This window comes from Pseudoalteromonas piscicida, assembly GCF_002208135.1.
In the GTDB taxonomy this organism is placed as follows: domain Bacteria; phylum Pseudomonadota; class Gammaproteobacteria; order Enterobacterales; family Alteromonadaceae; genus Pseudoalteromonas; species Pseudoalteromonas piscicida_A.
Genome location: NZ_CP021646.1, coordinates 1,963,609 through 1,985,736 on the forward strand (window position 1 = coordinate 1,963,609; position 22,128 = coordinate 1,985,736).

Sequence of the window (22,128 nt, forward strand, 5' to 3'; positions counted from 1 at the left end):
TACCCAAAACCCCTCGCAAGAGGGGTTTTTTTCACATGCCATCGAAGGAAAACTCTTTACTCTACACCACTCTCCATGTCTAGTTGATGAATGTGATGATTTTTAAATAAAAAATTCAGTAGCCATTTACTTTTCAATCTCACCCCCTAAACTAGTAGAGATAGTTTTGGTTGGCATTGAATATTCACCTGCCAGTACAGCTTAAAACTAAAGAGTTGCTGCTTTGAAGCATCGACTGAATATCAAGTTGACACAATATATTGATACCATAGCTTAGTAGCATAACGGTTCGGTTGGTTTATCTTAATTACAAGTATTGAGGCAGTATACTGTCGCTGTAACTAACATAAACCCATCATATATTTAGATAGTCATTCGGCTGATATGGTTGAAACGCATAAAACGAATGAATACGCTAAATAATCTAAACTAGACTAAGTAGTTTTTGTGGCTTATGGCTAGCATTTTTTATGGCTGATAAAGTCATTCTAAGCCGCTAATGATTAGCATTAATAGCCAGATTACATTTTGCTTTGTTGCATAGTTAGTTTATGTCGAATTGTTATCAACCATTGTCTAGCGATTAATTCAGTATATCAGCTTGGTGTCGTATCACGATGAGAACAACAAGAGGATATCATGGGCAATCACCACGATAAGTACAGCATCGATAATACAGACTACACCGTTGGACAAGACAATGTTCAAAAGTGGGGGTTTGACGTACATAACCCTGTATTTGGTGTAAGTGCAGGATTAATACTGGCGTTTTTAGTCGCCGTATTATTAGTTGATGCTAACACAGCTAAAACCACTTTAGATGGCATAAAGTGGGACATCATAGGTAACTTTGATGCCCTATTTATGTGGTCTGGTAATTTCTTTGTCCTATTCTGTCTAGTACTCGTTTTATCGCCTTATGGTAAAATTCGTTTAGGTGGTGAAAACGCCAAACCAAGCTACACTCGGGCGTCCTGGCTTGCCATGCTATTTGCTGCGGGCATGGGGATAGGCTTAATGTTCTGGGGCGTGGCGGAGCCTGTCGCCTACTACACCGGCTGGTACAAAACACCATTGAATGTTGCAGCAAACACTCCTGAAGCAGCAGAGCTTGCAATGGGCGCAACCATGTATCATTGGGGTCTGCATCCTTGGGCTATTTACGCCGTTGTTGCGCTTTCTCTAGCGTTTTTTGCCTACAATAAAGGCTTACCGCTTTCGATCCGCTCAATCTTTTACCCTATTTTAGGAGACAGAGCCTGGGGTTGGCCTGGTCATATCATCGATATTCTCGCCGTTCTTGCTACCTTGTTTGGTCTCGCAACGTCACTTGGCCTAGGTGCACAGCAAGCTGGTGCTGGGATCCAACATGTGTTTGGCATAGAAGCAGGTCTCGGTCTAGAAATAGCCGTGATTGTGGGCGTTACTGCCCTTGCGATTATTTCGGTCGTTCGCGGTATTGATGGTGGTGTAAAGCTACTCAGTAACGTTAATATGTTAATTGCATTTGTGTTATTAGTATTCGTTGGTATTGCAGGTTTTGCGATTGCCATGGGTAACATTCCAACAACCTTAATGGCCTACGTTGAAAACATCATTCCGCTGAGTAACCCTCATGGTCGTGAAGACGAAGCATGGTTTCAAGGTTGGACCGTATTTTACTGGGCATGGTGGATTTCTTGGTCACCTTTTGTCGGTATGTTTATCGCACGCGTTTCTGAGGGTCGCACCATACGCGAGTTTATCACCGCGGTATTACTGATCCCGACATTGGTAACCGTGATCTGGATGTCAATCTACGGTGGCCTTGCTATCGATCAGGTGAAAAATGGCATTGGCGCACTAGGCACAGATGGCTTAACCGAAGTGCCACTGGCTATGTTCCAAATGTTTGAAAACCTGCCAATGAGCGATTTACTCTCGTTCACGGCCATTGTACTTGTGCTGGTTTTCTTTATCACCTCGTCGGACTCTGGTTCTTTGGTTATCGATAGTATTACCGCTGGCGGTAAAATAGATGCCCCCGTACCACAACGTATATTCTGGGCGAGTATCGAGGGTGCAATTGCAGCAGCGCTGTTGTGGATCGGCGGTAAAGAAGCGATTGAAGCACTGCAAGCGGGTGCCATTTCAACAGGTTTGCCGTTTACTTTTGTACTACTACTGATGTGTGTAAGTTTAATCCTCGGGCTTCGAACTGAGCCTAAAAGCTAACGGTCGTTAATCTCATTACAGGCGGAGCCTACAGTATGCTCCGCCTTTTTGTTATTTGGGGTTAGCTCCACCAGCGTTTCACCATGTCTGATGGGTCTAAACAATATTGAGCTTGAGCTTGAAATAACTCCGCCGTTGCTAACGCATCGGACAAGGCATGATGTGGCTGATAATAGGGCAGCCCATAGCGCTTTCTGCAATCAGCCAAGCGTACTGAAGGAATAGGTTTACGTTTGAGCTTATCAAACCAGCTTCTGGCGTTGTTTATCGCTGACTTTTCAATTTCCATCGTATCAATTACTGGAAACTCAATACCCTCACCCAATCTTGCTGTTAGCGCAGAATTGAAAAATGACTTTTCGACAAACTGATAATGCACCACAATGACTTTGCCATGCAGCGAAGCAAACACTTCTTCAATTATATCTTGCAGATCTGGCGCGCTTTCGACTTGTGAGTGTGTGATCCGGTGCAATACCACAGACTCCTCAGCCAGTGGACTGGTTGGCTTGACTAGCCAATGCTTAGCTTGAGCTAAGCGGATCCGTCGTAAGTCAAATGGCACTACGCCAACGCTCACAATGTCATCGATGTTTGGGTCGAGCCCTGTGGTTTCAAAATCAAGTGCAACAAACTCGCACTGACTTAATTGCTGGTAAGGATCTACCACACCTTGCTGATAAAATGCTTGAATTCTTGGGTCTTGCGACGTTTTTGCCAAATGCTGAAAGCGATTTGGCCATGACATAATCTCGCCTTGCATGTTACACCGCTACTTCATCATGGATTTGTTTTGATAGCGAAACTTTAAAAAGCTCTGTGCTTTGTCTAACACGCCAAACGCTTCTTTAAGATTACGCTGCTCAAAATCAGAGAGTGTTTCTGGTGGCAAGCTGTTGTCCGGCTTTTCGCCCTGCTCAATTTGCCATGCTTGGTGACGAATACGCATGATGGCGATGTATTCAAGCGCAGCTTGCAGATCTAGCACCTTGCCCTTTGGAAGTATATTGGCCTCATCAATATCTTCTAAACGTTCAAAGGAGTTTTGTTTTTTAGAGCCAACACCAAGGGCATGTACTCGAACCAAATCTGAAAGCGGTGCTGTGCCTCGGCGTTTAATATTCATCGATCGCCTGTGTTCACCGTCTTGCTCAAGTACAAAACCATTAAAAAAGCCCAAAGGCGGTGTTCTTCTTAGTGCATTATGCGCCATCGCGGCCAAAAATTTAGGAGTGTTTTTAGCTTTTTTACTGATAAAAGCAGTGAGCTTCTCAGCCCATTTGGTTTCACCCCATACGCCTTCAAGATCAAAGAAAATTGAGCTATTAAGCAATGCCTCAGGGCTTGGATTTTCTATCCAGTCTTCAAATTGCGCTAACCATTGACTATAAGTTAAGCGCCAAGCAGGATTGCTTGCCATGATCCCACCATCGCAGTATTTATAGCCACAATTTGCTAAACCATCACACACAAACTTGGCCAGCTTTTCGAAATAAGTGCCGTGCTCAGCGGGTTGATAACTGTCATCCAAGATCAGTGCATTATCCTGATCGGTCACAATTAATTGTTCGTCCCGAGCCATTGAACCAAGGGCAATAAAGCAGTAAGGGATTGGTGGTGGACCTAATTTTGCTTCCGCCAGTTCGAGTAACTTGTGTTTAAACGTTTTGCCAATAATCGACATGGCAGAACCAATCATGTGTGAGTTGGCGTCTTCATTCACCATACGAGTAAAAATTGCAGGAAGCTGTTTAGCGTAACTGCTCAAGTCTTCAACACTTTGCTGGCCCATTAACCCTCTAACAAACAACAGGCTGCTTTGAGACTCGTAGCGTAAAATATCGGATAGCGCGACCACCCCTATCGGCTTACGCTTGTGTACAACAGGCAAGTGATGCACATTATCTCGTAGCATCAGCATCATGGCTTCGAATACATAGGCATTGGAGTCAACAATAATAAGATCGGTCGACATAATCTCAGAGACCGGAGTTTGATAATCCAACCCTTCTGCGACTACTTTTGTACGAAGATCTCTGTCACTGATGAGGCCGACCACCTGACCATCGTCTTCATCCGGATCTTCAACAACAGGTTTCTCGGGGTCATAGATAAGTAGTGATGACACATGCTCTTTTGCCATCACTTGAGCTGCCTGCTGTACCGTGGCGCTGCGTTCAACGTACACCACATCGCGTAGCAATAGTTTACGCACTTTGGCAGTGGTTAAATCGTTGCTGTCGGCCTGCTCAGAAACTGTGATTTTTAGTCTGGCATTATCGTCTGCTTCAAAGTAATCAGCAAACGCTTCATAAACGTCGCAATACTCATCAAAAATGCCAACGGGAATACAATACACCAGTGTATCTTCAAGGCTTTGAGCGCCAAAACGAACTTTACGATTCATCAATAACCCACGCTGGCCAAAGATCCCACCTGTGGAAATACGATTGTATAACTCACCTGAGCGCCGATAAAGCTCGACAGCACCAGATCGGATCACATACAGGTAAGTGATCTGCTCTCCATATTCTAAAATGCCACAGCCCTCACGGTAATAACCCACTTCTACTTGGCTTGCGAGTTTATGTAGTGCCTCTTGAGGCAAATCCGAAAACGGCGGGTAAGCTACTAAAAAATTGGCAATTTCCTGATGTTCAACTTCCATGGTTTGCCTTGATATAAAAAGGAATTTAACCCTATTGTGGGCAACGAGGGATAAATTTGCAATGAAAGTCGGTTTAACTAAGGCTGCGGCAATTGTTTTTTCCACTGTTCACCACTACGCTCATAAGACTCTCTAAGATGTAGCCGAGTCTCAGCAAAAGTGAGAAACTCTATGGAAATAGGGTTGATGCAATAGCCACCCCAATTTTCGGGTCTTGGAATTGGATTCGTGCTATATCTTAATTCCGCAATTCTTAATTTTTCAGTCAGATCACTTTGATCTCGCATAATTGCACTTTGGTTAAATGACGTTGTGGTTAGTTGAGCATCTCTAGAGCGCCCTTGCCAATATATATCCGCATCTCTATCTGAAATCTTCTTTGCTCTGCCAACAATACGGACCTGATACCCAACATGATCCCACCAAACTGTCATCGCGATGTTAGGAACATTTTCTAAATGCTTGCCTTTCGCAGAATCGAAATATGAACAAAATACAAAGCCCCCCTCATTAACCGCTTTCAAATCAACAAATCTACCTGTAGGAAACCCATTTTCATCAATTGTTGAGACACATACCGCATTGGGCTGATTTAATGGATTGTTTTTCAGAGCTTGCTGCCACCAAGATTCAAACTTTTCGAGTGGATTAATCATTATTATTATCCTGATTATTTTTCATCGGTTCCATAATGTCATTAATATCTACCACATTCCACGGCAAACCTTTTTGCCTGTAGATCCGCTTACCTTGCTTTGTATAATCACCAACATCATGCGGTAAGCGCTGACCAACTACAATACAACGTAATGTAACATCGCTATTGTTTACTAACTTATGAGGCTTACCACAGGCTCTGTATCCTATGAAATCGCCTTCACCAACACCAATTACCTCATCGCCAATGTACGCTTCAGCAGTGCCTTGCAATATATACACACATTCATCCTCGTGATAATGCATATGTGTTTCAGTCGAATCGAACCCCGGCTGGATTTCTATGATGTGAAAACCGAATCCTGTTATACCAGTTAAGTCTCCAAGTGATTTATTGAGCCTCTGCGCATTTGGGTTCAGAAAATGAACTCTTTTTTCCCCTTTTAATGCTTCGATTTCAGCTTTACTTACAATATATTTTTCCATTTCTTCAAACTCCTTATGTTGGGCTTAACCTAAAGGTGTGTGTTTAAAGGATATTAGCTTAAATTACAGCAATTGAACTGCTTTCAATTACATCCATAATTTGACCTAGGTCACTTTAAAAACCAGCAAAACCGCCTCATACTAGTTATCTATAACTATTCGCAACAGGAACCGCACTCATGACTTATGAAGTCAATTTCGACGGCTTAGTAGGGCCAACACATAATTATGCCGGATTATCTTATGGTAATGTCGCGTCACTTTCTAACGCTACCAGTGTTTCTAATCCAAAAGAAGCGGCATTGCAAGGTCTTGAAAAGATGAAAGCAATGCATGATATCGGCCTAAAACAAGGGATATTTGCACCTCATGCACGCCCGAGTTTAGCCCCACTGCGCCGTGTTGGCTTTTCAGGCACCGATGCTCAAGTACTTGAAAAAGCGTATAAACACGATCCAATATTGCTTCGAGCTTGTTACTCTGCCTCTGCAATGTGGACGGCAAATGCGGCGACTGTGTCGCCTTCTGTTGATTCTAGCGATGGCAAAGTTCATTTCACAAGTGCCAATTTAAACTGCAAATTCCACCGTTCAATAGAGCCCGAAACCACCACGAATTTACTTCGTGCTATGTTCGCCAATGCGCAATATTTTGCACATCACCAGCATTTGCCTGAGCAGCCTTTTTTTGGCGATGAAGGTGCTGCGAACCACACTCGCCTCGCCGATAGCCATGGCAGTAAAGGTCTACAATTATTTGTGTACGGTTCAAGTGGCTTTAACAGCGATATAAAGGGTCCTACTAAATATCCTGCTCGGCAAACATTAGAAGCAAGTCAAGCGATTGCAAGGCTACATCAATTAGATGATAAGCAAGCAATTTTTATCCAGCAAAATCCAAATGTGATTGATCAAGGCGTGTTCCATAATGACGTCATTGCGGTGGGCAATGAGAATGTACTGTTTTGCCATGATCAAGCCTTTATTGATCAAACCTCCAGTCTAACTAAAATTAGACAAGCGTATATCGGCGAAAAGCCTTTGCATATTGTAGAAGTTCCGACGCATGCCGTGAGTGTTGAAGACGCAGTAAAAAGTTATTTATTTAACTCACAATTGATCACCTTGCCATCAGGCGAGATGATGCTGGTTGCACCGGAGGAATGTGCGAAGAATGATAACGTTGCCGCGTATATCGAATATATGCTTGGTGCAAAAAATCCAATTTCGCAAGTACGCTTTTTTGACTTACGCCAAAGCATGCAAAATGGTGGTGGGCCTGCATGTTTGCGATTACGTGTAGCACTCAATGAAGCTGAGCTAAAAGCGGTAAATCCAGAAGTGATGATGAGTGAAGACAAATTTATTCAACTACGCGCGTGGGTCAATAAACATTATCGCGATAAAGTCACAGAACAGGATTTAGCTGATCCGAGCCTTTTGCAAGAGTCCTATGCCGCATTAGATGAACTCACCCAATTACTCAATCTTGGTAGCGTATACGAATTCCAACGCGCCTAATTGCAAGTTTTGCTTGTCAAACTGCAATTAATCTGAGGTTTAAAGGGAGTGATTTCACTCCCTTACTTTTTAGCAAGTACATTAACCGCCCACGTCTCAAGCATACCGTCGCTATTTAACGTTACTAAGGTGTCTGGGTTTGGGACATACATATCGACTACCGTTGCTCCCTCACTTTCAGTATGAATAGACCAAGTGCCTAATTCTTCCCCGCTCTCATAGCGCCAGATGGAGAGATGAGATTTTGACGATGATGTCGCGAGTAAGCCTGAGTCAGAAATAAACTTGGCCTTTCTAAACATCTTAAAACGGGCCATATACTTTAGTTCACTGAGCTGCTTTCCAGACTCAAAATCCAGGACATGTTGCGCATTCAACCCATCTGAGACAAATAAATGCTTGCCATCATGGCTCACTGTTAAACTGGTAACACGATGACTAAATTGATGCTCATACAAAGGTTCTGGTGACGCAAATTGCCAAAGGGCAACCAACCCATCTTGTGCCCCCGTAACAAAGTAGTCGCCACTATTGTCGAACGCCAAATGCTCTATTGGTCGAGTATGCGGCATAAAACGATTGTTTAACTTAGTGAATAAATCCGCCATATTGAGAGAGCCGTCATCCATCGCAACAAGCAAACGCTGATTGCTATGGGAAAGTGCTAAAGCAGAGATTGAAGCAAGTGGACTCACTCCGGCAAAAGGTACGTTCGTTATCAACTTTTGCTTTGGGACAGACCAAATTGAGATAAGGTTTTCACCAGCCACGATGAGCATCTTTTTATCATCAGAAAGCAATACTTCTTTGACAGGGGTTTTTATTTTGTCTTTGGGTACTGAGAATATGACAGACTGATTGGCATTGTCATAAATATGGATTTCGGCATTACTATCTAACGTCACGCTCCACTTTCCATCTTTAGAGAAATGCCCGAGTATTATGCCATTTTGCGTCAGCTGGCTTGTCACCCCTTTACTAATTTCTGGCTGCGACCCACACCCTACCAAAAATAAAGCCAACCAAGCTAGTGATATTAAACGAGACATCTTAAACCCTTAGCACATAATACATTTATTTTATTTACTGACTTTACATATCGGCCGTTAGCAGACAAACTTAACTTATTGTGAATAATTTTAAACTGCATATGATGTATTTTAGCATGACAAAGTCACTTATTAAGCAAACTTTCGTTGTCTTAGCTGCAATAGTTTTACTCTCAGCGTGTGGCTCAGAAGATAATGTCAGTGGTGACAAGGACACTCCTGGATATGCCGCAACAATGTATTTTGACGCACTCTATAATCAAAAAGATTTAGACGCTGCAATGAAAATCGCTACTCCCCGTCACGCGCGTATCATGCGCTCCTACGGTACTGCATCGCAATTCGCCAGAAATTTAGTGAATATGCAATATGATGAAGTCACCATAGAAGTTGATATGACAAATCAAAGTCTGCGCGAACAGTATGGCGACAGCGCAAAAATTAATTTAATTTTTACAGGTCAACTCCACGGTGAGCAAGTAGATGACATGCGTAGCGTCAGTATGGTGCGCAAAAAAGGCAAATGGTACGTAGACAAAGTGCTAGCCGACCCCTTTGCACGTTAACACTAATATGAGATAAGAAAGCCCCGTTGTCGGGGCTTTTTAACAAATAAGCCAATATCCGTCTGTCTAAACAAATTAGCTGGGTGCTTTTGCATCAACAGCAATCGCTTTTGCAACTAGCGTTTCAATACAAAAGATGGTTTCAGAACTCTTGTCATCAATCACTTTGTCATCCATTGCAATACTGAGTTTCTCATTCAATGACTTACCCACCAGTTTCACGCTATTTTGTTTACACCACTTACGATATTTTGCCATTAGTGGAGCATGCGCCTTTTCCAGTAAATAAGCATGTTCAACCGTATCTATCGCTGAGTGTTTTACCACGGCGCAGAGGTGCGAGATACGTTCACGGGTCGAGTTGTGGTCAGAAACACTGCTACATACCTGCACCGCTAATTTGTCGCTTGGCGCTTTGAGCCAGTTCCCAACCGGAAATGCCAAACGTTTTAGCAAAAACGCCAGAGGTGCTGCGGTAAAGTTATCACAAAACGCGTAAATAGCCTTACTTGCTTCATCAAGACAGTGATCTAAGGCAAACTTTACCAGCGGTAAGTCCCCTTGCTGACGGCCATCATCTTCGTATTTTTTCAACACACACGAAGCGATATAAAGAAAGCTCAGGACATCTCCTAATTTTGCTGAGAGCATTTCTCTGCGTTTTAGTGAACCACCTAGCTTTAACATCGCAATATCACTATACACTGAGAGCGCTTGGCTCAACCACGTTAGGCGTCGATAATACAACGCCACATCACCACTAACAGGTGCTCGTTCGCACCGTGCAAGTGTAAAACCGTTAAAAAACGCCTTGAGCCCATTCACAGAGGTATGCTGCAAGTGTTTGCAAAGCACTTCATCAAACTCTTTCAAAGCGATTAATTGATCTTCTTGCTGTACGATACTCATTTCTTTCAAAATGTATGGATGGCATCGAGTTGCACCTTGACCAAAAATCATCAAGCTTCGAGTTAAGATATTGGCGCCCTCAACGGTAATAGAAATCGGCATCCCCATATAATTGTGGGCAAGGTAATTCATTTCCCCCATTTGAATGGCTTTGCCGCCATGAATATCCATCGCATCATTCAATGCTACTCTTGCATGCTCTGTGAGGTGATACTTGGCAATCGCAGTGACTACCGAAGGGCTTTGCTTTAAATCAATTGCCAACGCAGTGGTTTGTCTCACCGCTTCAATTAGATAGCTATAGCCGTAAATTCTGGCTAATGCGCTTTGCACTCCTTCAAAGGCAGAGATGGGTACACCAAATTGACGACGGACACCGGCATAAGCCGAAGTCGTTCTGGCACTTAATTGAGCGGTTCCCGCGCTCAGTGCTGGCAAAGATATCCCCCGCCCAGCACTTAAACACGACACCAGCATGCACCACCCTTTGCCGATACCCGCTTGTTCGCCTATCACCCACGCCATTGGAATAAAAACATCTTCACCACTGGTTGTACCATTCATAAAGGCTTGCCCCAGCGGGTTATGTCGATCTCCTGTTTTTACGCCTTCATGTGTAGTCGGAATAAGTGCACAAGTGATCCCAGGCTCTACTTTATTTGAAAGCAATTGATCCGGGTCGTAAACCTTAAACGCAAGTCCTAATACATCAGCGACGGGCGCCAGCGTGATGTATCGTTTTTGCCAAGTTACCGCAAGTCCAATTTGCTTTTCTCCCTCAAATTCTCGCTCACACACAATAGCAAAGTCTTGAATGCTACCAGCATCCGATCCCGCCTCTGGAGAGGTCAATGCAAAACAAGGTAGCGCCTCACCCGAGGCAAGCTTTGGCAGCCAAGTATTCTGCTGTTCATTGGTTCCGTAATGAAGCAGCAGCTCCGCAGGGCCTAAACTATTTGGCACCATCACGGTCACAGCAGTAGACAAGCTACGGCTGGCTATTTTTGCAACGATGGTGGAGTTCGCCTGAGCACTAAATTCCCGACCACCAAAAGCCTTTGGAATAATAAAAGCAAAAAAACCCTTTTCTTTTAAAAATTGCCAAACTTCTTCAGGCAGGTCTTGAGCCTCAGATATTTTTTCTTCATCAAGCATTTTTAGCAGCGTATGTAATTCGTTATCTATAAACGCCTGTTCTTCATCGCTCAGCTTTGCCTTATCATTACTCAGCCACTTGCGCCAGTTCGGTTTACCAGAAAACAATGCACCATCCCACCAAATACTCCCAGCTTCCATCGCTTCTCGCTCGGTTTGGGATAGCTCGGGTAATGACGTCTTGAAATAGTTAAATAGCGGTTTAGTGATCAACTTAACTCTGATATCACGTACACAAAATACAACCACTAAGGTCAATATCACCAATAAAACTAAAGTCATATGCACTCCTTTTTGCAGGCTTCGAATACGGCCTTTTGATACAATTGACTGTCTTAATTATGGTTAATAATCACACTAACTCAACTTTTATCTGCGCTCGCACCTCTTTGTTTGTCCATCGCAAAATTGTCGTTTTAAAGTCGTCCTGCTATTATTCTAGCCACCACAGCAAAAAAAGATGCTTTGCTGCGCGAAAAAGGCCGCTCTCACTAGTATTAGTCGTTCATACGACTAATACTAATTGGATTAATTTACTTGCTGATTTTTGCAATTAACCCAATTAATGTAAGTGGCTATAGATACTAAAATGCCGTCTAGCGTAAAGTCGGCTCGTGTATTAATTAAAAAAACAAGTGAATCACTATGAAACCACGATTTAAATTAAGTGTTGGCGCACTCATTGTTGCCGGTACTTTTGCACTCTCCGCTTGTAAATCCACTGGTGTTAGCAATAAAGCCCTGACAGAAGCTGATGCTATTGCATTTTTAGACAAAGCTTCTGAACAGCTGGTCGATCTTAACTTCCGCTCTAGTCGCTCAGATTGGATCTACTCAAACTTTATTACACACGACACGGCCTCTCTTGCTGCGGACGTTAATGAGGAATATACCACTGCACTCGTTGAATTAGCGAACCAAGCCGCACAGTTTGATGGTCTAAATTTAAGCGAAGATACGCGCCGTAAACTCGACAAATTGAAGCTCAACCTGACATTGCCTGCACCAAAAGACGCTGAAAAAACAGCAGAACTTGCAAAGCTCACTGCAGAGCTTGATGGGATGTACGGAAAAGGCAAATACTGTAAAGATGATGGCACTTGCCTAAGCCTTGGCGACATGACAGCTAAGATGGCAAATAGTCGCGACTATGAAGAGCTTTTAGACATCTGGCAAGGCTGGCGCGAAGTATCAAAGCCAATGCGTCCACTCTATGAAAAGCAAGTGGTACTAACCAATGAGGGTGCTAATGAGCTTGGTTACGCAGACACCGGCGCTATGTGGCGCAGTAAATACGACATGCCAGCGGACGACTTTGCAAAAGAGCTGGACCGTACCTGGGAGCAAGTCAAGCCGTTATACGATTCGCTTCACTGTCATGTTAGAGCCAAACTGGGCGAAAAATATGGTGAAGACAAAGTGCCTCAAGATCAGCCAATTCCTGCACACCTGCTTGGTAATATGTGGGCACAAAGCTGGGGTAATATCTATGATCTAGTCGCGCCAGAAAATGCAGATCCGGGTTACGATGTAACGGCGCTACTGGCTAAACATAATTACGACGAAATCAAGATGGTAAAAGGTGCAGAGAAGTTCTTTACCTCAATGGGTTTTGCACCTTTACCTGAGACCTTCTACGAACGTTCTTTATTTATTAAACCAAAAGACCGCGACGTACAATGTCATGCGTCAGCTTGGAACTTAGATGCCAAAGACGACCTACGTATCAAAATGTGTATTCAACGCACGGGTGAAGAGTTCTCAGTTATCCACCATGAACTCGGCCATAACTTCTATCAACGCGCTTACAATCAACAGCCTGTATATTACCAAGAGAGTGCCAACGATGGCTTCCACGAAGCTATCGGTGACACTATCGCGCTATCTGTAACACCTGGCTACTTAAAGCAAATTGGTTTGTTGGATACCGTACCAGATGAGTCAAAAGATATCGGTCTATTGATGAAGATGGCACTCGATAAAGTCGCATTCATTCCATTTGGCCTACTTGTCGACCAATGGCGCTGGAAAGTATTCTCTGGTGAGATTTCTCCAGCAGAGTACAACCAAGCATGGTGGGAATTAAGAGAGAAATATCAAGGGATTAAAGCACCAGTTTCACGTACTGAAAGTGACTTTGACCCAGGTGCAAAATACCACGTACCAGGTAATGTACCTTACACTCGTTACTTCCTAGCGCATATTTTGCAGTTCCAATTCCACAAATCACTCTGTGAAATTGCTGGCAGCAAAGAAGCCATTCACCGCTGCTCTGTTTACAACTCGAAAGCGGCTGGTGAACGTTTAAATGCCATGCTTGAAATGGGCAGCAGCAAACCTTGGCAACAAGCACTTAAAACGCTAACAGGTAAAGATGAAATGGATGCAACCGCAGTACTTGACTACTTTGCACCATTGCAAAAATACCTAGATGAGCAAAACAAAGGCCGTAACTGCGGCTGGTAATTGCTAGCAATTACAGACTAAGAAACGGGCACACTAAATCGGGCCCGTTTTTTATTGGTTTAATTTTGTTACAGTTCAGTAACTTCCTTTTTTAGCGCCAATCATATACGCTCAAATCAAAGTCAGCCTACCGCTCTTAGCAGTGAAGGTCTGTGTTGTCACTTGCAAGGATCCTTATGAATATAAAAAGAATTGGCCTAATTGCCATCTTTGAATTGCAACGCTTGTTTGCAACAAAACGCGGATGGATAGCCATCGCCGCATTTGTTTTGGTCTGGTATGCCATTTTGCGCTACGCCATTGCAGAAGCGGTATCCATTGTCAGCGACCCCAACTTCAAAAATATGATCCAGAGCTTTTCGGGCGTCGTCGGTATGCACCGTATTGCCCAATGGCCTGAAATGGAGCTTGCACTGTACTTAGTTTGGTCAATCTTCTTATTTCCTCTCTTTGTAATCTTTTCAAGTGCAGATCAAACGGTAGAAGATAGAACCCGCGGCACACTTAGATTTCTAACCCTACGCACATCTCGCGCGGAAATTGTTGTTGGCCGTTTTGTTGGGCAGATATTCAATACTCTACTACTTATAGCGATTTCTGCTATTGGCGCTTGGATATTAATGGTTGTGCGCGACCCAAGCTTATGGCTCACAGGGCTTACTCGAGCGACATTAATTGTCTTAGAGCTAACGCTCATTACTGCACCATTTATTGCCCTGATGTCTGTGGCTAATCACTTTGCTAACTCAAGCAAAATGAGCATGATTTACGCGATCTTGACCTACTTAACGCTCGCCACTTTGGTCGCTTTTGCGCTTGAGTACAACGCTTACGCAGAGTATCTCTTTTATCTTTTCCCTGGATTCCAAGGCTCAGAAACCATCGCACAAAATATCAACCTCACTCGCTTTGCCACGCCAGTGCTGCATAGCCTCGTATTAATTGCAATTAGTTGTGAACTATTAAGAAGGCGCGCGCTATGAGTAGCATCATTGAAGTTAATAATTTGGTGAAAGAATATGGACGAAAACGCGCACTAGATAACGTATCTTTTTCTCTAAACGCGGGTTCACCCATTGCGCTTGTCGGCCCAAATGGTGCAGGTAAAACCACCCTTTTTAGCACACTTTGCGGGTATCTAAATGCCGATGCTGGCAGTGTTCAAATTTTAGCCCACAAACCTGGCAACGCTGCGCTTTTTGGTCGCCTTGCCGCACTTCCACAGGATGCTCAGCTTGATCCAAGATTTTCTGTCAGTAATCAGTTACGTTTATACGGACAGCTTCAAGGTTTAGATACGAAAGCAGCCGAGAGTGAAACGCATAGAGTGCTTAAGCTTGTCGACCTCGAAGACTGTTATAACGCCAAACCTCATGAGTTATCTCATGGCATGCGAAAACGTATCTGTATTGCCCAAACGCTACTTTCCAAGCCTGAAATTGTACTGCTTGATGAAGCCACGGCTGGACTAGACCCCGTGAATGCTCGTGAGATCAGAAACCTAGTAAAAAGGCTTCAATCTGAAACGACCTTTATTTTGAGTTCACACGATTTAGTCGAACTAGATGATTTATGCGATCAGGTCTTACATTTACAGCATGGTAAATTAACCTCTGTTGACCGCATCCAAGAAGCGGAACTAGCCACGCTGACTGTAAAACTGAAAGAGTCTGGCACCAGTAGTCACATAGCGCTTTTGAGAACCTTGCAGGGCGTTGAAGAGGTGAAGATAAATGCCAGCGGCGCCCTGCTTATTGAGTACCGTAGTGGTCAACAGGTTGATATTGACGTACTCCGACTTTGCCGTGAACAGGGTTGGCGTTACAAGTCGTTAGTTAATGGTAAAACACTAGAAGATGAACTGTTCGGCTAGCACGCGGTTAGTTTAGTAAATTAAAAAAGCCCGGATATTGCAGGCTTTTTTAATTTTTAATGAGTTATAACTTCGCCAGTAACAAAGAACCTGGTCGAGGTAAACGAGGTAATATTGCCGGCGTTTTCGCATAATGCGCTGGTAAACGTTCTTTCAACTCGTTCACCTTTGTCTGGTTATTCAGTTTTTCGTATGCATAGTATCTTAGGATATCTTGATATGTTTGATTTTCAGCACTGGTTACAACATCACTGTTTAATGCAGCTAATGCTTTATCATAGTCTGCCATTTCAATGTAGGCGCGTGCCAAATCGGTAGCGCTACCGATTTGAAATCGGCTTTGCATTTTTTCAGATAAACTCTCTAGTTGCTCTGCTGCCAGCTGATATTGCCCAAGGTGCATATAAGCTGATGCTAATCTGTTTTTTAAAAATGGCGGCTGAGTAGACCCTTCAGGAAACCAATTAGTGTAAGCGGTCAAGATTGCTTCGTATTGTTCTAGCTTATGATAGGTTTGGTCGAGCAAGGTAAAACTTTTTACTTTTATATCCAGCTCTTCAAAACCATTTAACGATCCGCGATTACTATACCAGTTTAAGATGTGTGAAACCGCTGCTGTTAGCTGTGCTTCATCATCCGATTTCGCGCCTTTCGCCCCAGCGAGTAGTTCCCTCAATTGCTGTTGATATCGCGCTGACTTTTCACTCTTTTGTTTACTAGCTCCTTGTGTTACCTGCTTTTCACTGACGATTTGGTTAGCAGCTAAGGCACTACAAGACAGCGCCGCCGTGATAATCATTAAGTGGGATAATTTCATTTTCTTTTCCTTGTTTAGTGTTTTAACTCTTTGAATATTGAAACTTTTCGAGTGAGATACGGCTAATACTGAATGACCTAATGATGTCTGTTCATACCTGTATTGATGTTCGGACAACAGTAAACTAGCCAAATCGTATCTATATTTATCACTCAGTTTTTCCATACAGCTTTCATCGCAGCTGAATTCAATTTGTTGTCGCGCCAAATTTGCTAACAACAAACAGAATGGATTCCAAAAAAATAGGCTTTCAGTTGCACATATTAGCCATAACCAACATGTGTCCTTATGCTTGATATGCGTTAACTCATGCTCAATCACTGAATCGAGTTCTGGTCGACCTTTCATCTTACAGTCTAACCAAATGGTGGGCTGTAATGGGCCTGTCGTAATTGCAGGGGTACTTAAATCTGCAAATTTTACGGTACAAAACGTGTGTAAACATTGATGTTCTTCACTTATGTAGGCGTCTTTTTCTATGCCACTTAGTAATCTTAGATATGACCACACTCTCGCTATAAATAATCCTCCGCCTATCACCGTCAGAATTACAAACAAGTATGAAAGCAATTGGTTTATGGTATAGCCAGAAAGCCAGCTTGACCCAGCTTGCAAAGTGGTTTGCTTGATGCTGTTAATATGTGTTGGCTCTGAGTCTGAAATAGAACTCACCTCAATAGTGTAAAGATCGAGATTTATTAAAAAAGGGGGTGGGGAAAGTTGCTGCCATGGAATTAACCAACTTAATAAGCCTAATACCAACACATAAAAGCGAGTTCGTGCAGGCGCAGTTTTCAGAAAATAACAGCTAGCCAAACTAACCAAGCTGAGCAAGCATGCTGTGAGTAAATAATCAAACATTAGTCACTCTCTTTATTCTGTTTTTTGCTCTTGAGTAGGTTTTGTAAATACTCAATATCATCATCGTCTAAACTCTCTTCTTTAATGAAATGAGCTATCAGGCTGCGTGAACTACCTTTAAAAAAACGATCCATAAAACGCGGCGTAGCCTGCTGTGAAAGCGCTTGCTGAGTCACTTTTGCTTGATAGACGATTGACCTCCCCTGCTGACCACAGCGCTCGACCGCACCTTTTTGCTCTAATCGATCTACGATTGTTTTGACTGTGTTGTAAGCCACTTTCTTCGCTCTTGTCTCATCTGCAAGAAAACATTTATGGAGCTCACTGGCTGTACATGCATTTTGTTGCCAAAGTAGCTTCATCACGTCTAATTCAAATTCACTTAGTTTCACTTGGTACCTTCATTACTACATTTGTAGTTTTAAACCACTACAAATGTAGTTGTTAGTACCCATGGAGTCAAGTAGAATTATTTGGTAGGAAAGTAGAAGGTGGTGCTATACATGAAAGCAGCATTACCTTGAGGGAAAAATGAGGGGGGTGTAACTGCCCCAAGAAGCGGTGTTAACAAATCGCCAAATCGCTGACACCCACCACTAATTTGCACCTTCCTAAGATCCCGCCTAAGCTTTAGTTCTGCACTCAAAGGATTGAGGAGACCACACTATGGCAACTGCCCGTAAAAGACAAACTAGTTTAGTCGGTTCTGAATATTGACGTTTTAATGCTTAGGCTGGCCGCATTCAATCAATCCAGACTTGGGCATTATCTTTATCGACAGTTCTGTTATTGCACAGCGCTTTTCGCTGCTAATAACTGATATAAAATCCAGGCATAAAAAAGCCGCAGTTGAGCTAGGATTTTACGGCAGTTTTGGCCTACGCCTGCAAGCACTGCGTTAAGCCTGTCACCGAGCTTTCCTTTTAAACGGTTAAGACCCAAGTGGCCATCTTGTTTCATGTGCCCGATGATTGGCTCTATCGCGTTGCGTCGCCTGAGCTTTTTCTTAATGCTCGGCGTCACTCCACGTTTTTGCCCTGCAATACACACATCATAACGTTCTGCAAAATGCCCGCGATAACCTCTATCTACAAAACAGCTGTATGGCCTTTTATCTGTCACGTTTTCTACTATTCTCAACGTTTCCCATAACGTGTCACCGTCATAGGGGTTGCCGTGCATTGCATGAGCGCACACCACAAACTGCTCTTTCAATGTTGTCGCGACACTCACTTTGACACCAAACTCATATGGCTTTGCGCTTTTCCCCTTGGCGATACATTCAACACCCGGCTCATGTAGGCTATAGAGCTTGTTTTTACTCGTTCTTTCTTGCTTTAACAGTCGCTCAGCCTGCTGCAGAGTATCGAAGAATTCCTTGCTTGGTTGCTCGGTGATTTTCCGCAAGATGTCTTTCATCACTCGCCTGAGATAGTTTTTCTGTTTTTTCAGTGTTTTCTTCATGCGTTTGAATTGTTTGGCATGGGCATAACTTGCCACCTTTTGAGCGGCCTTAGGGCCAACTCGTTCATAACTTTGCCTAAGCACGATGCCGGCTTGCTTAGCGAAGCCAACCAGTTTATTGCGGCATTTTTCTAGTAGTTTACTGTCCGTTGGATGGGCGATATTTTTCTCCATGACGGTGCTATCCACGACCACTTCTCGCAAGCTTGAAGGCTTAATTGTATTACTTTTAAGGCCCGCATCTACCGTGAGTGACAGCATTAACTCAACGCCATCCTCACCAATTCGCTTGCGAAAGCGTGTCATTGAACTGGGATCGCAAGGTGGTTCATGCGTAAAAAATTGCATGCCACAAAAATATTGCCAATACGGGTTTTCGCACCACATGGCCACCGTGTTTTCGTCAGACAGTTTGTTAATTTGTTTCAGGTATTCGAGACCCGCCAGCAGGCGGATAGGCTTGGCGCCAGCGCCTTTATCGCCATAATGCTGTTTAAATTCAACCTCTAGACGCTGCCAATCAATGAGTTTTGCCAATTTCACGAGTTCATGACGCGGTGAAACAATATCAATAAGCTCGACTTGAAACAGGTGCTTTTGTGGTGTTTGCATGGTTGGTTTTGGTTTCATTTTTACACTCAAATTGCAATGTTTTGGTTGTGTGATTCAAAAAAGTTGCAATTTGAGGGTAGTAAGATCGTTTAGATCTTCAAGTAATTCAATAAATTAAATTGGTTTCAGGATCGACTAGTTTAACCGACACCAAATACTACCACTGTATCTCTCGTTGCGTAAGACGCGCATTTTTATGCGGTGAAGATAAGTTTACGACGCACAAATCGCTGACACCCACCACTAATTTGCACCTTTCTAAGATCCTGCCTAAGCTTTAATTCTGCACTCAAAGGATTGAGGAAACCTAGCTATGGCGACTGCCCGTAATAGACAAATTAGTTTAACCGACACCAAATACTACCACTGTATCTCCCGTTGCGTAAGGCGCGCCTTTCTCTGCGGTGAAGATAAATTTACCGGAAAATCATACGAACACCGCCGAGATTGGGTTGAAGAAAAGCTCCTGATGCTGGGGTCTGTGTTTTGTATTGATATTTGTGCTTATGCTGTGATGAGTAATCACACCCACATTGTTTTATATGTTGATGATAGAAAGGCTAAGCGCCTGTCGGATAAAGCAGTTGTAATACGATGGCACAAGTTGTTCAAAGGTAATTGGATAAGCCAAAAATTTATTGAAGATGAGCCACTCAGTGAACCAGAGCAATTGATGCTTGGTGAACTGGTCGATGAGTATAGAGAAAGACTGGCGGATATTAGCTGGTTTATGCGGGTGCTTAACGAAGACATCGCCCGTCGAGCAAACAAAGAAGATAATTGTACAGGTCGGTTTTGGGAAGGACGATTCAAATCCCAAGCATTACTAGACGAGGCAGCTCTGGCTGCTTGTCTCGTTTACGTAGACCTAAACCCCATTAGAGCCAAAATTGCAGCAACACCAGAGACCTCAGACTACACCAGCATCAAAAAACGCATCGACCACGCTAAACAGGGCAAACAACCAAAAAGCCTACTACGTTTTGCGGGCAGCCCCCGAAAACATATGCCAAAAGGCCTGCCTTTTGAACTCAAGTCCTATATTGAATTAGTTGAACTCACAGGCCAATGTATTCGCGCCGATAAACGCGGGTATATCAATGAAGCACAACCCATTCTTACTCGACTCAATATAGAACCTGAGAACTGGATAAAACTCACTACGCAGTTTTCTCGGGTATTCCACGGTGCTGTGGGCCGAGAGCGAACAATAACCGCTTACTGTGAAAGACTGCAAAAACGGCGACGGACAAACCTAACAAACAGCAAGCGCTTGTTAGCTTAGCAAAACTCACATTCTCAATTCTCGAATTTCTTACTGCAGTATTTGCAACGCCTTGTCGTGAGCGATAACCCGGTTTTAGTGTAGCGATAAGCTTATCCGCCAAAGGTCACCCTATCTAGGAAGAGATTGTTTTTTATTGCACTAAGCGCAAAAGAGTATTGGTTATCGCCGAGTTTTCATAAGTTCAATTAAGAAGCTTAGTTGTATTAATTAACCTCTCTCAGGCACGATAACAAAAATCACCGTGCCTTTTCATCTTAAGCAAACTTTAAGTGAACCGACACTCCAGTTTTGCAACTTTCAATCATCACCTCCACAGAAAACTTCTCACAAAGGCGTTTTACTAGCGATAACCCAATGCCTGTCCCTAAACTATTGGGACCCCGCATTCCAGACTCAAAGGCTTGCTCGTGTGCCGTAAAGGTCTGTGGTAATCCTTGGCCATCATCCGCAATTGTTAGTGTGTTATCTCGGTAATGAAGATAGATTTGCTCACCTTGGCTATGACACACAGCATTCTGTAACAGGTTTTGCACCACTAACCTTAGCTCCTGCGCAGCCATAGAAACAAATACATTGCCCGGTATGTCGATACTTAGAACTTTATGCTCAAACAGCGCTTGGTTATTGATAATGCACGCTTCAATCACGGATTGCAGATTAGTCTGCTGCGGTGTATCTGCTTTTTCCCGAGCAAGGGCAAGTAGCGCTTCTAATGTTAGCTGCATCTGCTGGTCAGACTCCGCTATCCTTGCCACCAGCTCTTGCTGTTTACTATTTAACTCGGTGTGCTTGAGTAAACTGACCGCCCCTTGGGAAATGGTGACAGGTGTTCTCAATTCATGGGAAATATCTCTGGTAAATTGGCGTTCACGCTCAACGAATGCTCGAATGCGAGCCAGAGCTGATTCAAGCGTTTGTGCAAATTTACCAATTTCATTTTGCGAAAACTGAGATGCAAAATTGGTCGGTAGGTTTTCAACGGGACTCGCCTCTACAATTACCATTAGCTCATCCAAAGGTTTAAGTAGTTTTTTTGCCAGCTTTACCGTGCCAAGTGCTAGCAATAGCGCAATGATTAATCCAATCGCCAATAAGGTCAGTGAAAAACCTAGCATCAAACCTCGAAGTTCGCGCACCACAAGATGCTCGCTTACTTCAGCAAGCAATATGCCTTGTCCACGGTCATCCTTGTTTAGAAAGGCGATGTGATAATGTTTACCCGCCTCGGCGCTAAACTCTTTGCGGTTTGGCTCCTCAGCGAGTAACCTTCTCACCACCGCAGGTAAAGTGTCGGTTGTAGGATGAAATGTGACGAAGTCAAAATGTGCTTTTGGCGTCTCGTTATTGACGATTTGAAGCGCTATCTGCTTTCTTTCATCTTCTAAAATTTGATAAAAAAAGCTGTCTTCTATGATGTAGCTAAAAAGTAAAGTGATCAGTGAAAATAATATACTGAGCAGCACAACGATAGAGACAAAATAAGTGATGATGCGGTTTCTTAGTTGTTTTGTTTTCATTTTTCT

17 protein-coding genes are annotated in these 22,128 nt (G+C 43.4%); 7 read left to right on the top strand and 10 right to left on the bottom strand.

Annotation, left to right across the window (positions count from 1 at the left end; genetic code table 11):
* The first annotated feature begins 639 nt into the window (after positions 1 to 639).
* Complete coding sequence (locus tag B1L02_RS09265; protein ID WP_017219496.1) at positions 640 to 2,214, top strand: BCCT family transporter; 1,575 nt, start codon at positions 640 to 642, stop codon at positions 2,212 to 2,214.
* Positions 2,215 to 2,275: 61 nt separating this feature from the next.
* Here the strand turns inward: B1L02_RS09265 and B1L02_RS09270 are convergent, their stop codons facing one another.
* The 4 genes from B1L02_RS09270 to B1L02_RS09285 form a co-directional block, all read right to left on the bottom strand.
* Positions 2,276 to 2,977: a 3'-5' exonuclease gene (locus B1L02_RS09270; protein ID WP_174694551.1), complete on the bottom strand. Its 702-nt coding sequence runs from the start codon at positions 2,975 to 2,977 to the stop codon at positions 2,276 to 2,278.
* A gap of 9 nt (positions 2,978 to 2,986) precedes the next feature.
* Positions 2,987 to 4,882 (bottom strand): DUF294 nucleotidyltransferase-like domain-containing protein, encoded by a 1,896-nt coding sequence (locus tag B1L02_RS09275; RefSeq protein ID WP_088530800.1) that lies wholly within the window; start codon positions 4,880 to 4,882, stop codon positions 2,987 to 2,989.
* Positions 4,883 to 4,959: 77 nt separating this feature from the next.
* Positions 4,960 to 5,538 (bottom strand): pyridoxine/pyridoxamine 5'-phosphate oxidase, encoded by a 579-nt coding sequence (locus tag B1L02_RS09280; protein ID WP_088530801.1) that lies wholly within the window; start codon positions 5,536 to 5,538, stop codon positions 4,960 to 4,962.
* Positions 5,531 to 6,025, bottom strand: coding sequence for a cupin domain-containing protein (locus B1L02_RS09285; protein WP_017219500.1), 495 nt, complete (start codon positions 6,023 to 6,025; stop codon positions 5,531 to 5,533). The genes B1L02_RS09280 and B1L02_RS09285 overlap by 8 nt, the downstream gene beginning before the upstream one ends.
* A 179-nt stretch (positions 6,026 to 6,204) precedes the next feature.
* Here B1L02_RS09285 and astB point away from each other — a divergent pair, with 179 nt between their 5' ends.
* Positions 6,205 to 7,545: an N-succinylarginine dihydrolase gene (gene astB / locus B1L02_RS09290; protein WP_088530802.1), complete on the top strand. Its 1,341-nt coding sequence runs from the start codon at positions 6,205 to 6,207 to the stop codon at positions 7,543 to 7,545.
* 62 nt (positions 7,546 to 7,607) lie between these two features.
* On the opposite strand, the gene B1L02_RS09295 is transcribed toward astB, so the two are convergent.
* Complete coding sequence (locus B1L02_RS09295; RefSeq protein WP_088530803.1) at positions 7,608 to 8,594, bottom strand: WD40 repeat domain-containing protein; 987 nt, start codon at positions 8,592 to 8,594, stop codon at positions 7,608 to 7,610.
* Between the two features lie 116 nt (positions 8,595 to 8,710).
* Between B1L02_RS09295 and B1L02_RS09300 the strand changes: the two genes are divergently transcribed.
* The gene (locus B1L02_RS09300; RefSeq protein WP_088530804.1) at positions 8,711 to 9,160 is read left to right on the top strand and encodes a hypothetical protein; all 450 of its coding nucleotides are present in this window, start codon (positions 8,711 to 8,713) and stop codon (positions 9,158 to 9,160) included.
* A gap of 75 nt (positions 9,161 to 9,235) precedes the next feature.
* On the opposite strand, the gene B1L02_RS09305 is transcribed toward B1L02_RS09300, so the two are convergent.
* Positions 9,236 to 11,506 carry an acyl-CoA dehydrogenase gene (locus tag B1L02_RS09305; RefSeq protein ID WP_088530805.1) on the bottom strand — a complete coding sequence of 757 codons (2,271 nt, stop codon included), beginning with the start codon at positions 11,504 to 11,506 and terminating at the stop codon, positions 9,236 to 9,238.
* Positions 11,507 to 11,869: 363 nt separating this feature from the next.
* Between B1L02_RS09305 and B1L02_RS09310 the strand changes: the two genes are divergently transcribed.
* The 3 genes from B1L02_RS09310 (at position 11,870) to B1L02_RS09320 (ending at position 15,563) form a co-directional block, all read left to right on the top strand.
* Positions 11,870 to 13,690, top strand: a complete 1,821-nt coding sequence (locus B1L02_RS09310; protein ID WP_088530806.1) for a M2 family metallopeptidase — start codon at positions 11,870 to 11,872, stop codon at positions 13,688 to 13,690.
* A gap of 176 nt (positions 13,691 to 13,866) precedes the next feature.
* A complete protein-coding gene (locus B1L02_RS09315) occupies positions 13,867 to 14,673 on the top strand; it encodes an ABC transporter permease subunit (protein WP_088530807.1) in 807 nt (268 codons plus the stop codon).
* The gene (locus tag B1L02_RS09320) at positions 14,670 to 15,563 is read left to right on the top strand and encodes an ABC transporter ATP-binding protein (protein WP_088530808.1); all 894 of its coding nucleotides are present in this window, start codon (positions 14,670 to 14,672) and stop codon (positions 15,561 to 15,563) included. The genes B1L02_RS09315 and B1L02_RS09320 overlap by 4 nt, the downstream gene beginning before the upstream one ends.
* A 64-nt stretch (positions 15,564 to 15,627) precedes the next feature.
* Here the strand turns inward: B1L02_RS09320 and B1L02_RS09325 are convergent, their stop codons facing one another.
* From B1L02_RS09325 to B1L02_RS09335, 3 genes are all read right to left on the bottom strand, one after another.
* Complete coding sequence (locus B1L02_RS09325) at positions 15,628 to 17,241, bottom strand: M56 family metallopeptidase (protein ID WP_088530809.1); 1,614 nt, start codon at positions 17,239 to 17,241, stop codon at positions 15,628 to 15,630.
* Positions 17,241 to 17,633, bottom strand: coding sequence for a BlaI/MecI/CopY family transcriptional regulator (locus B1L02_RS09330; RefSeq protein ID WP_088530810.1), 393 nt, complete (start codon positions 17,631 to 17,633; stop codon positions 17,241 to 17,243). The genes B1L02_RS09325 and B1L02_RS09330 overlap by 1 nt, the downstream gene beginning before the upstream one ends.
* A 394-nt stretch (positions 17,634 to 18,027) precedes the next feature.
* Positions 18,028 to 19,335: an IS5 family transposase gene (locus tag B1L02_RS09335; RefSeq protein ID WP_410477301.1), complete on the bottom strand. Its 1,308-nt coding sequence runs from the start codon at positions 19,333 to 19,335 to the stop codon at positions 18,028 to 18,030.
* A gap of 295 nt (positions 19,336 to 19,630) precedes the next feature.
* On the opposite strand from B1L02_RS09335, the gene B1L02_RS09340 reads away from it, so the two are divergent.
* Entirely contained in the window at positions 19,631 to 20,602 is a 972-nt protein-coding gene (locus B1L02_RS09340) for a transposase (RefSeq protein WP_088530811.1), read from the top strand.
* Positions 20,603 to 20,859: 257 nt separating this feature from the next.
* On the opposite strand, the gene B1L02_RS09345 is transcribed toward B1L02_RS09340, so the two are convergent.
* On the bottom strand, positions 20,860 to 22,122 hold the full coding sequence (locus B1L02_RS09345) for a sensor histidine kinase (RefSeq protein WP_088530812.1): 1,263 nt from the start codon (positions 22,120 to 22,122) through the stop codon (positions 20,860 to 20,862).
* Between the last annotated feature and the right edge of the window lie 6 nt (positions 22,123 to 22,128).

Bases quoted from the DNA above. Each gene is read 5' to 3' on its own strand.
- B1L02_RS09265 (WP_017219496.1), top strand. From the start codon at position 640: ATGGGCAATCACCACGATAAGTACAGCATCGATAATACAGACTACACC.
- B1L02_RS09270 (WP_174694551.1), bottom strand. From the start codon at position 2,977: ATGCAAGGCGAGATTATGTCATGGCCAAATCGCTTTCAGCATTTGGCA.
- B1L02_RS09275 (WP_088530800.1), bottom strand. From the start codon at position 4,882: ATGGAAGTTGAACATCAGGAAATTGCCAATTTTTTAGTAGCTTACCCG.
- B1L02_RS09280 (WP_088530801.1), bottom strand. From the start codon at position 5,538: ATGATTAATCCACTCGAAAAGTTTGAATCTTGGTGGCAGCAAGCTCTG.
- B1L02_RS09285 (WP_017219500.1), bottom strand. From the start codon at position 6,025: ATGGAAAAATATATTGTAAGTAAAGCTGAAATCGAAGCATTAAAAGGG.
- astB (WP_088530802.1), top strand. From the start codon at position 6,205: ATGACTTATGAAGTCAATTTCGACGGCTTAGTAGGGCCAACACATAAT.
- B1L02_RS09295 (WP_088530803.1), bottom strand. From the start codon at position 8,594: ATGTCTCGTTTAATATCACTAGCTTGGTTGGCTTTATTTTTGGTAGGG.
- B1L02_RS09300 (WP_088530804.1), top strand. From the start codon at position 8,711: ATGACAAAGTCACTTATTAAGCAAACTTTCGTTGTCTTAGCTGCAATA.
- B1L02_RS09305 (WP_088530805.1), bottom strand. From the start codon at position 11,506: ATGACTTTAGTTTTATTGGTGATATTGACCTTAGTGGTTGTATTTTGT.
- B1L02_RS09310 (WP_088530806.1), top strand. From the start codon at position 11,870: ATGAAACCACGATTTAAATTAAGTGTTGGCGCACTCATTGTTGCCGGT.
- B1L02_RS09315 (WP_088530807.1), top strand. From the start codon at position 13,867: ATGAATATAAAAAGAATTGGCCTAATTGCCATCTTTGAATTGCAACGC.
- B1L02_RS09320 (WP_088530808.1), top strand. From the start codon at position 14,670: ATGAGTAGCATCATTGAAGTTAATAATTTGGTGAAAGAATATGGACGA.
- B1L02_RS09325 (WP_088530809.1), bottom strand. From the start codon at position 17,241: ATGTTTGATTATTTACTCACAGCATGCTTGCTCAGCTTGGTTAGTTTG.
- B1L02_RS09335 (WP_410477301.1), bottom strand. From the start codon at position 19,335: ATGAAACCAAAACCAACCATGCAAACACCACAAAAGCACCTGTTTCAA.
- B1L02_RS09340 (WP_088530811.1), top strand. From the start codon at position 19,631: ATGGCGACTGCCCGTAATAGACAAATTAGTTTAACCGACACCAAATAC.
- B1L02_RS09345 (WP_088530812.1), bottom strand. From the start codon at position 22,122: ATGAAAACAAAACAACTAAGAAACCGCATCATCACTTATTTTGTCTCT.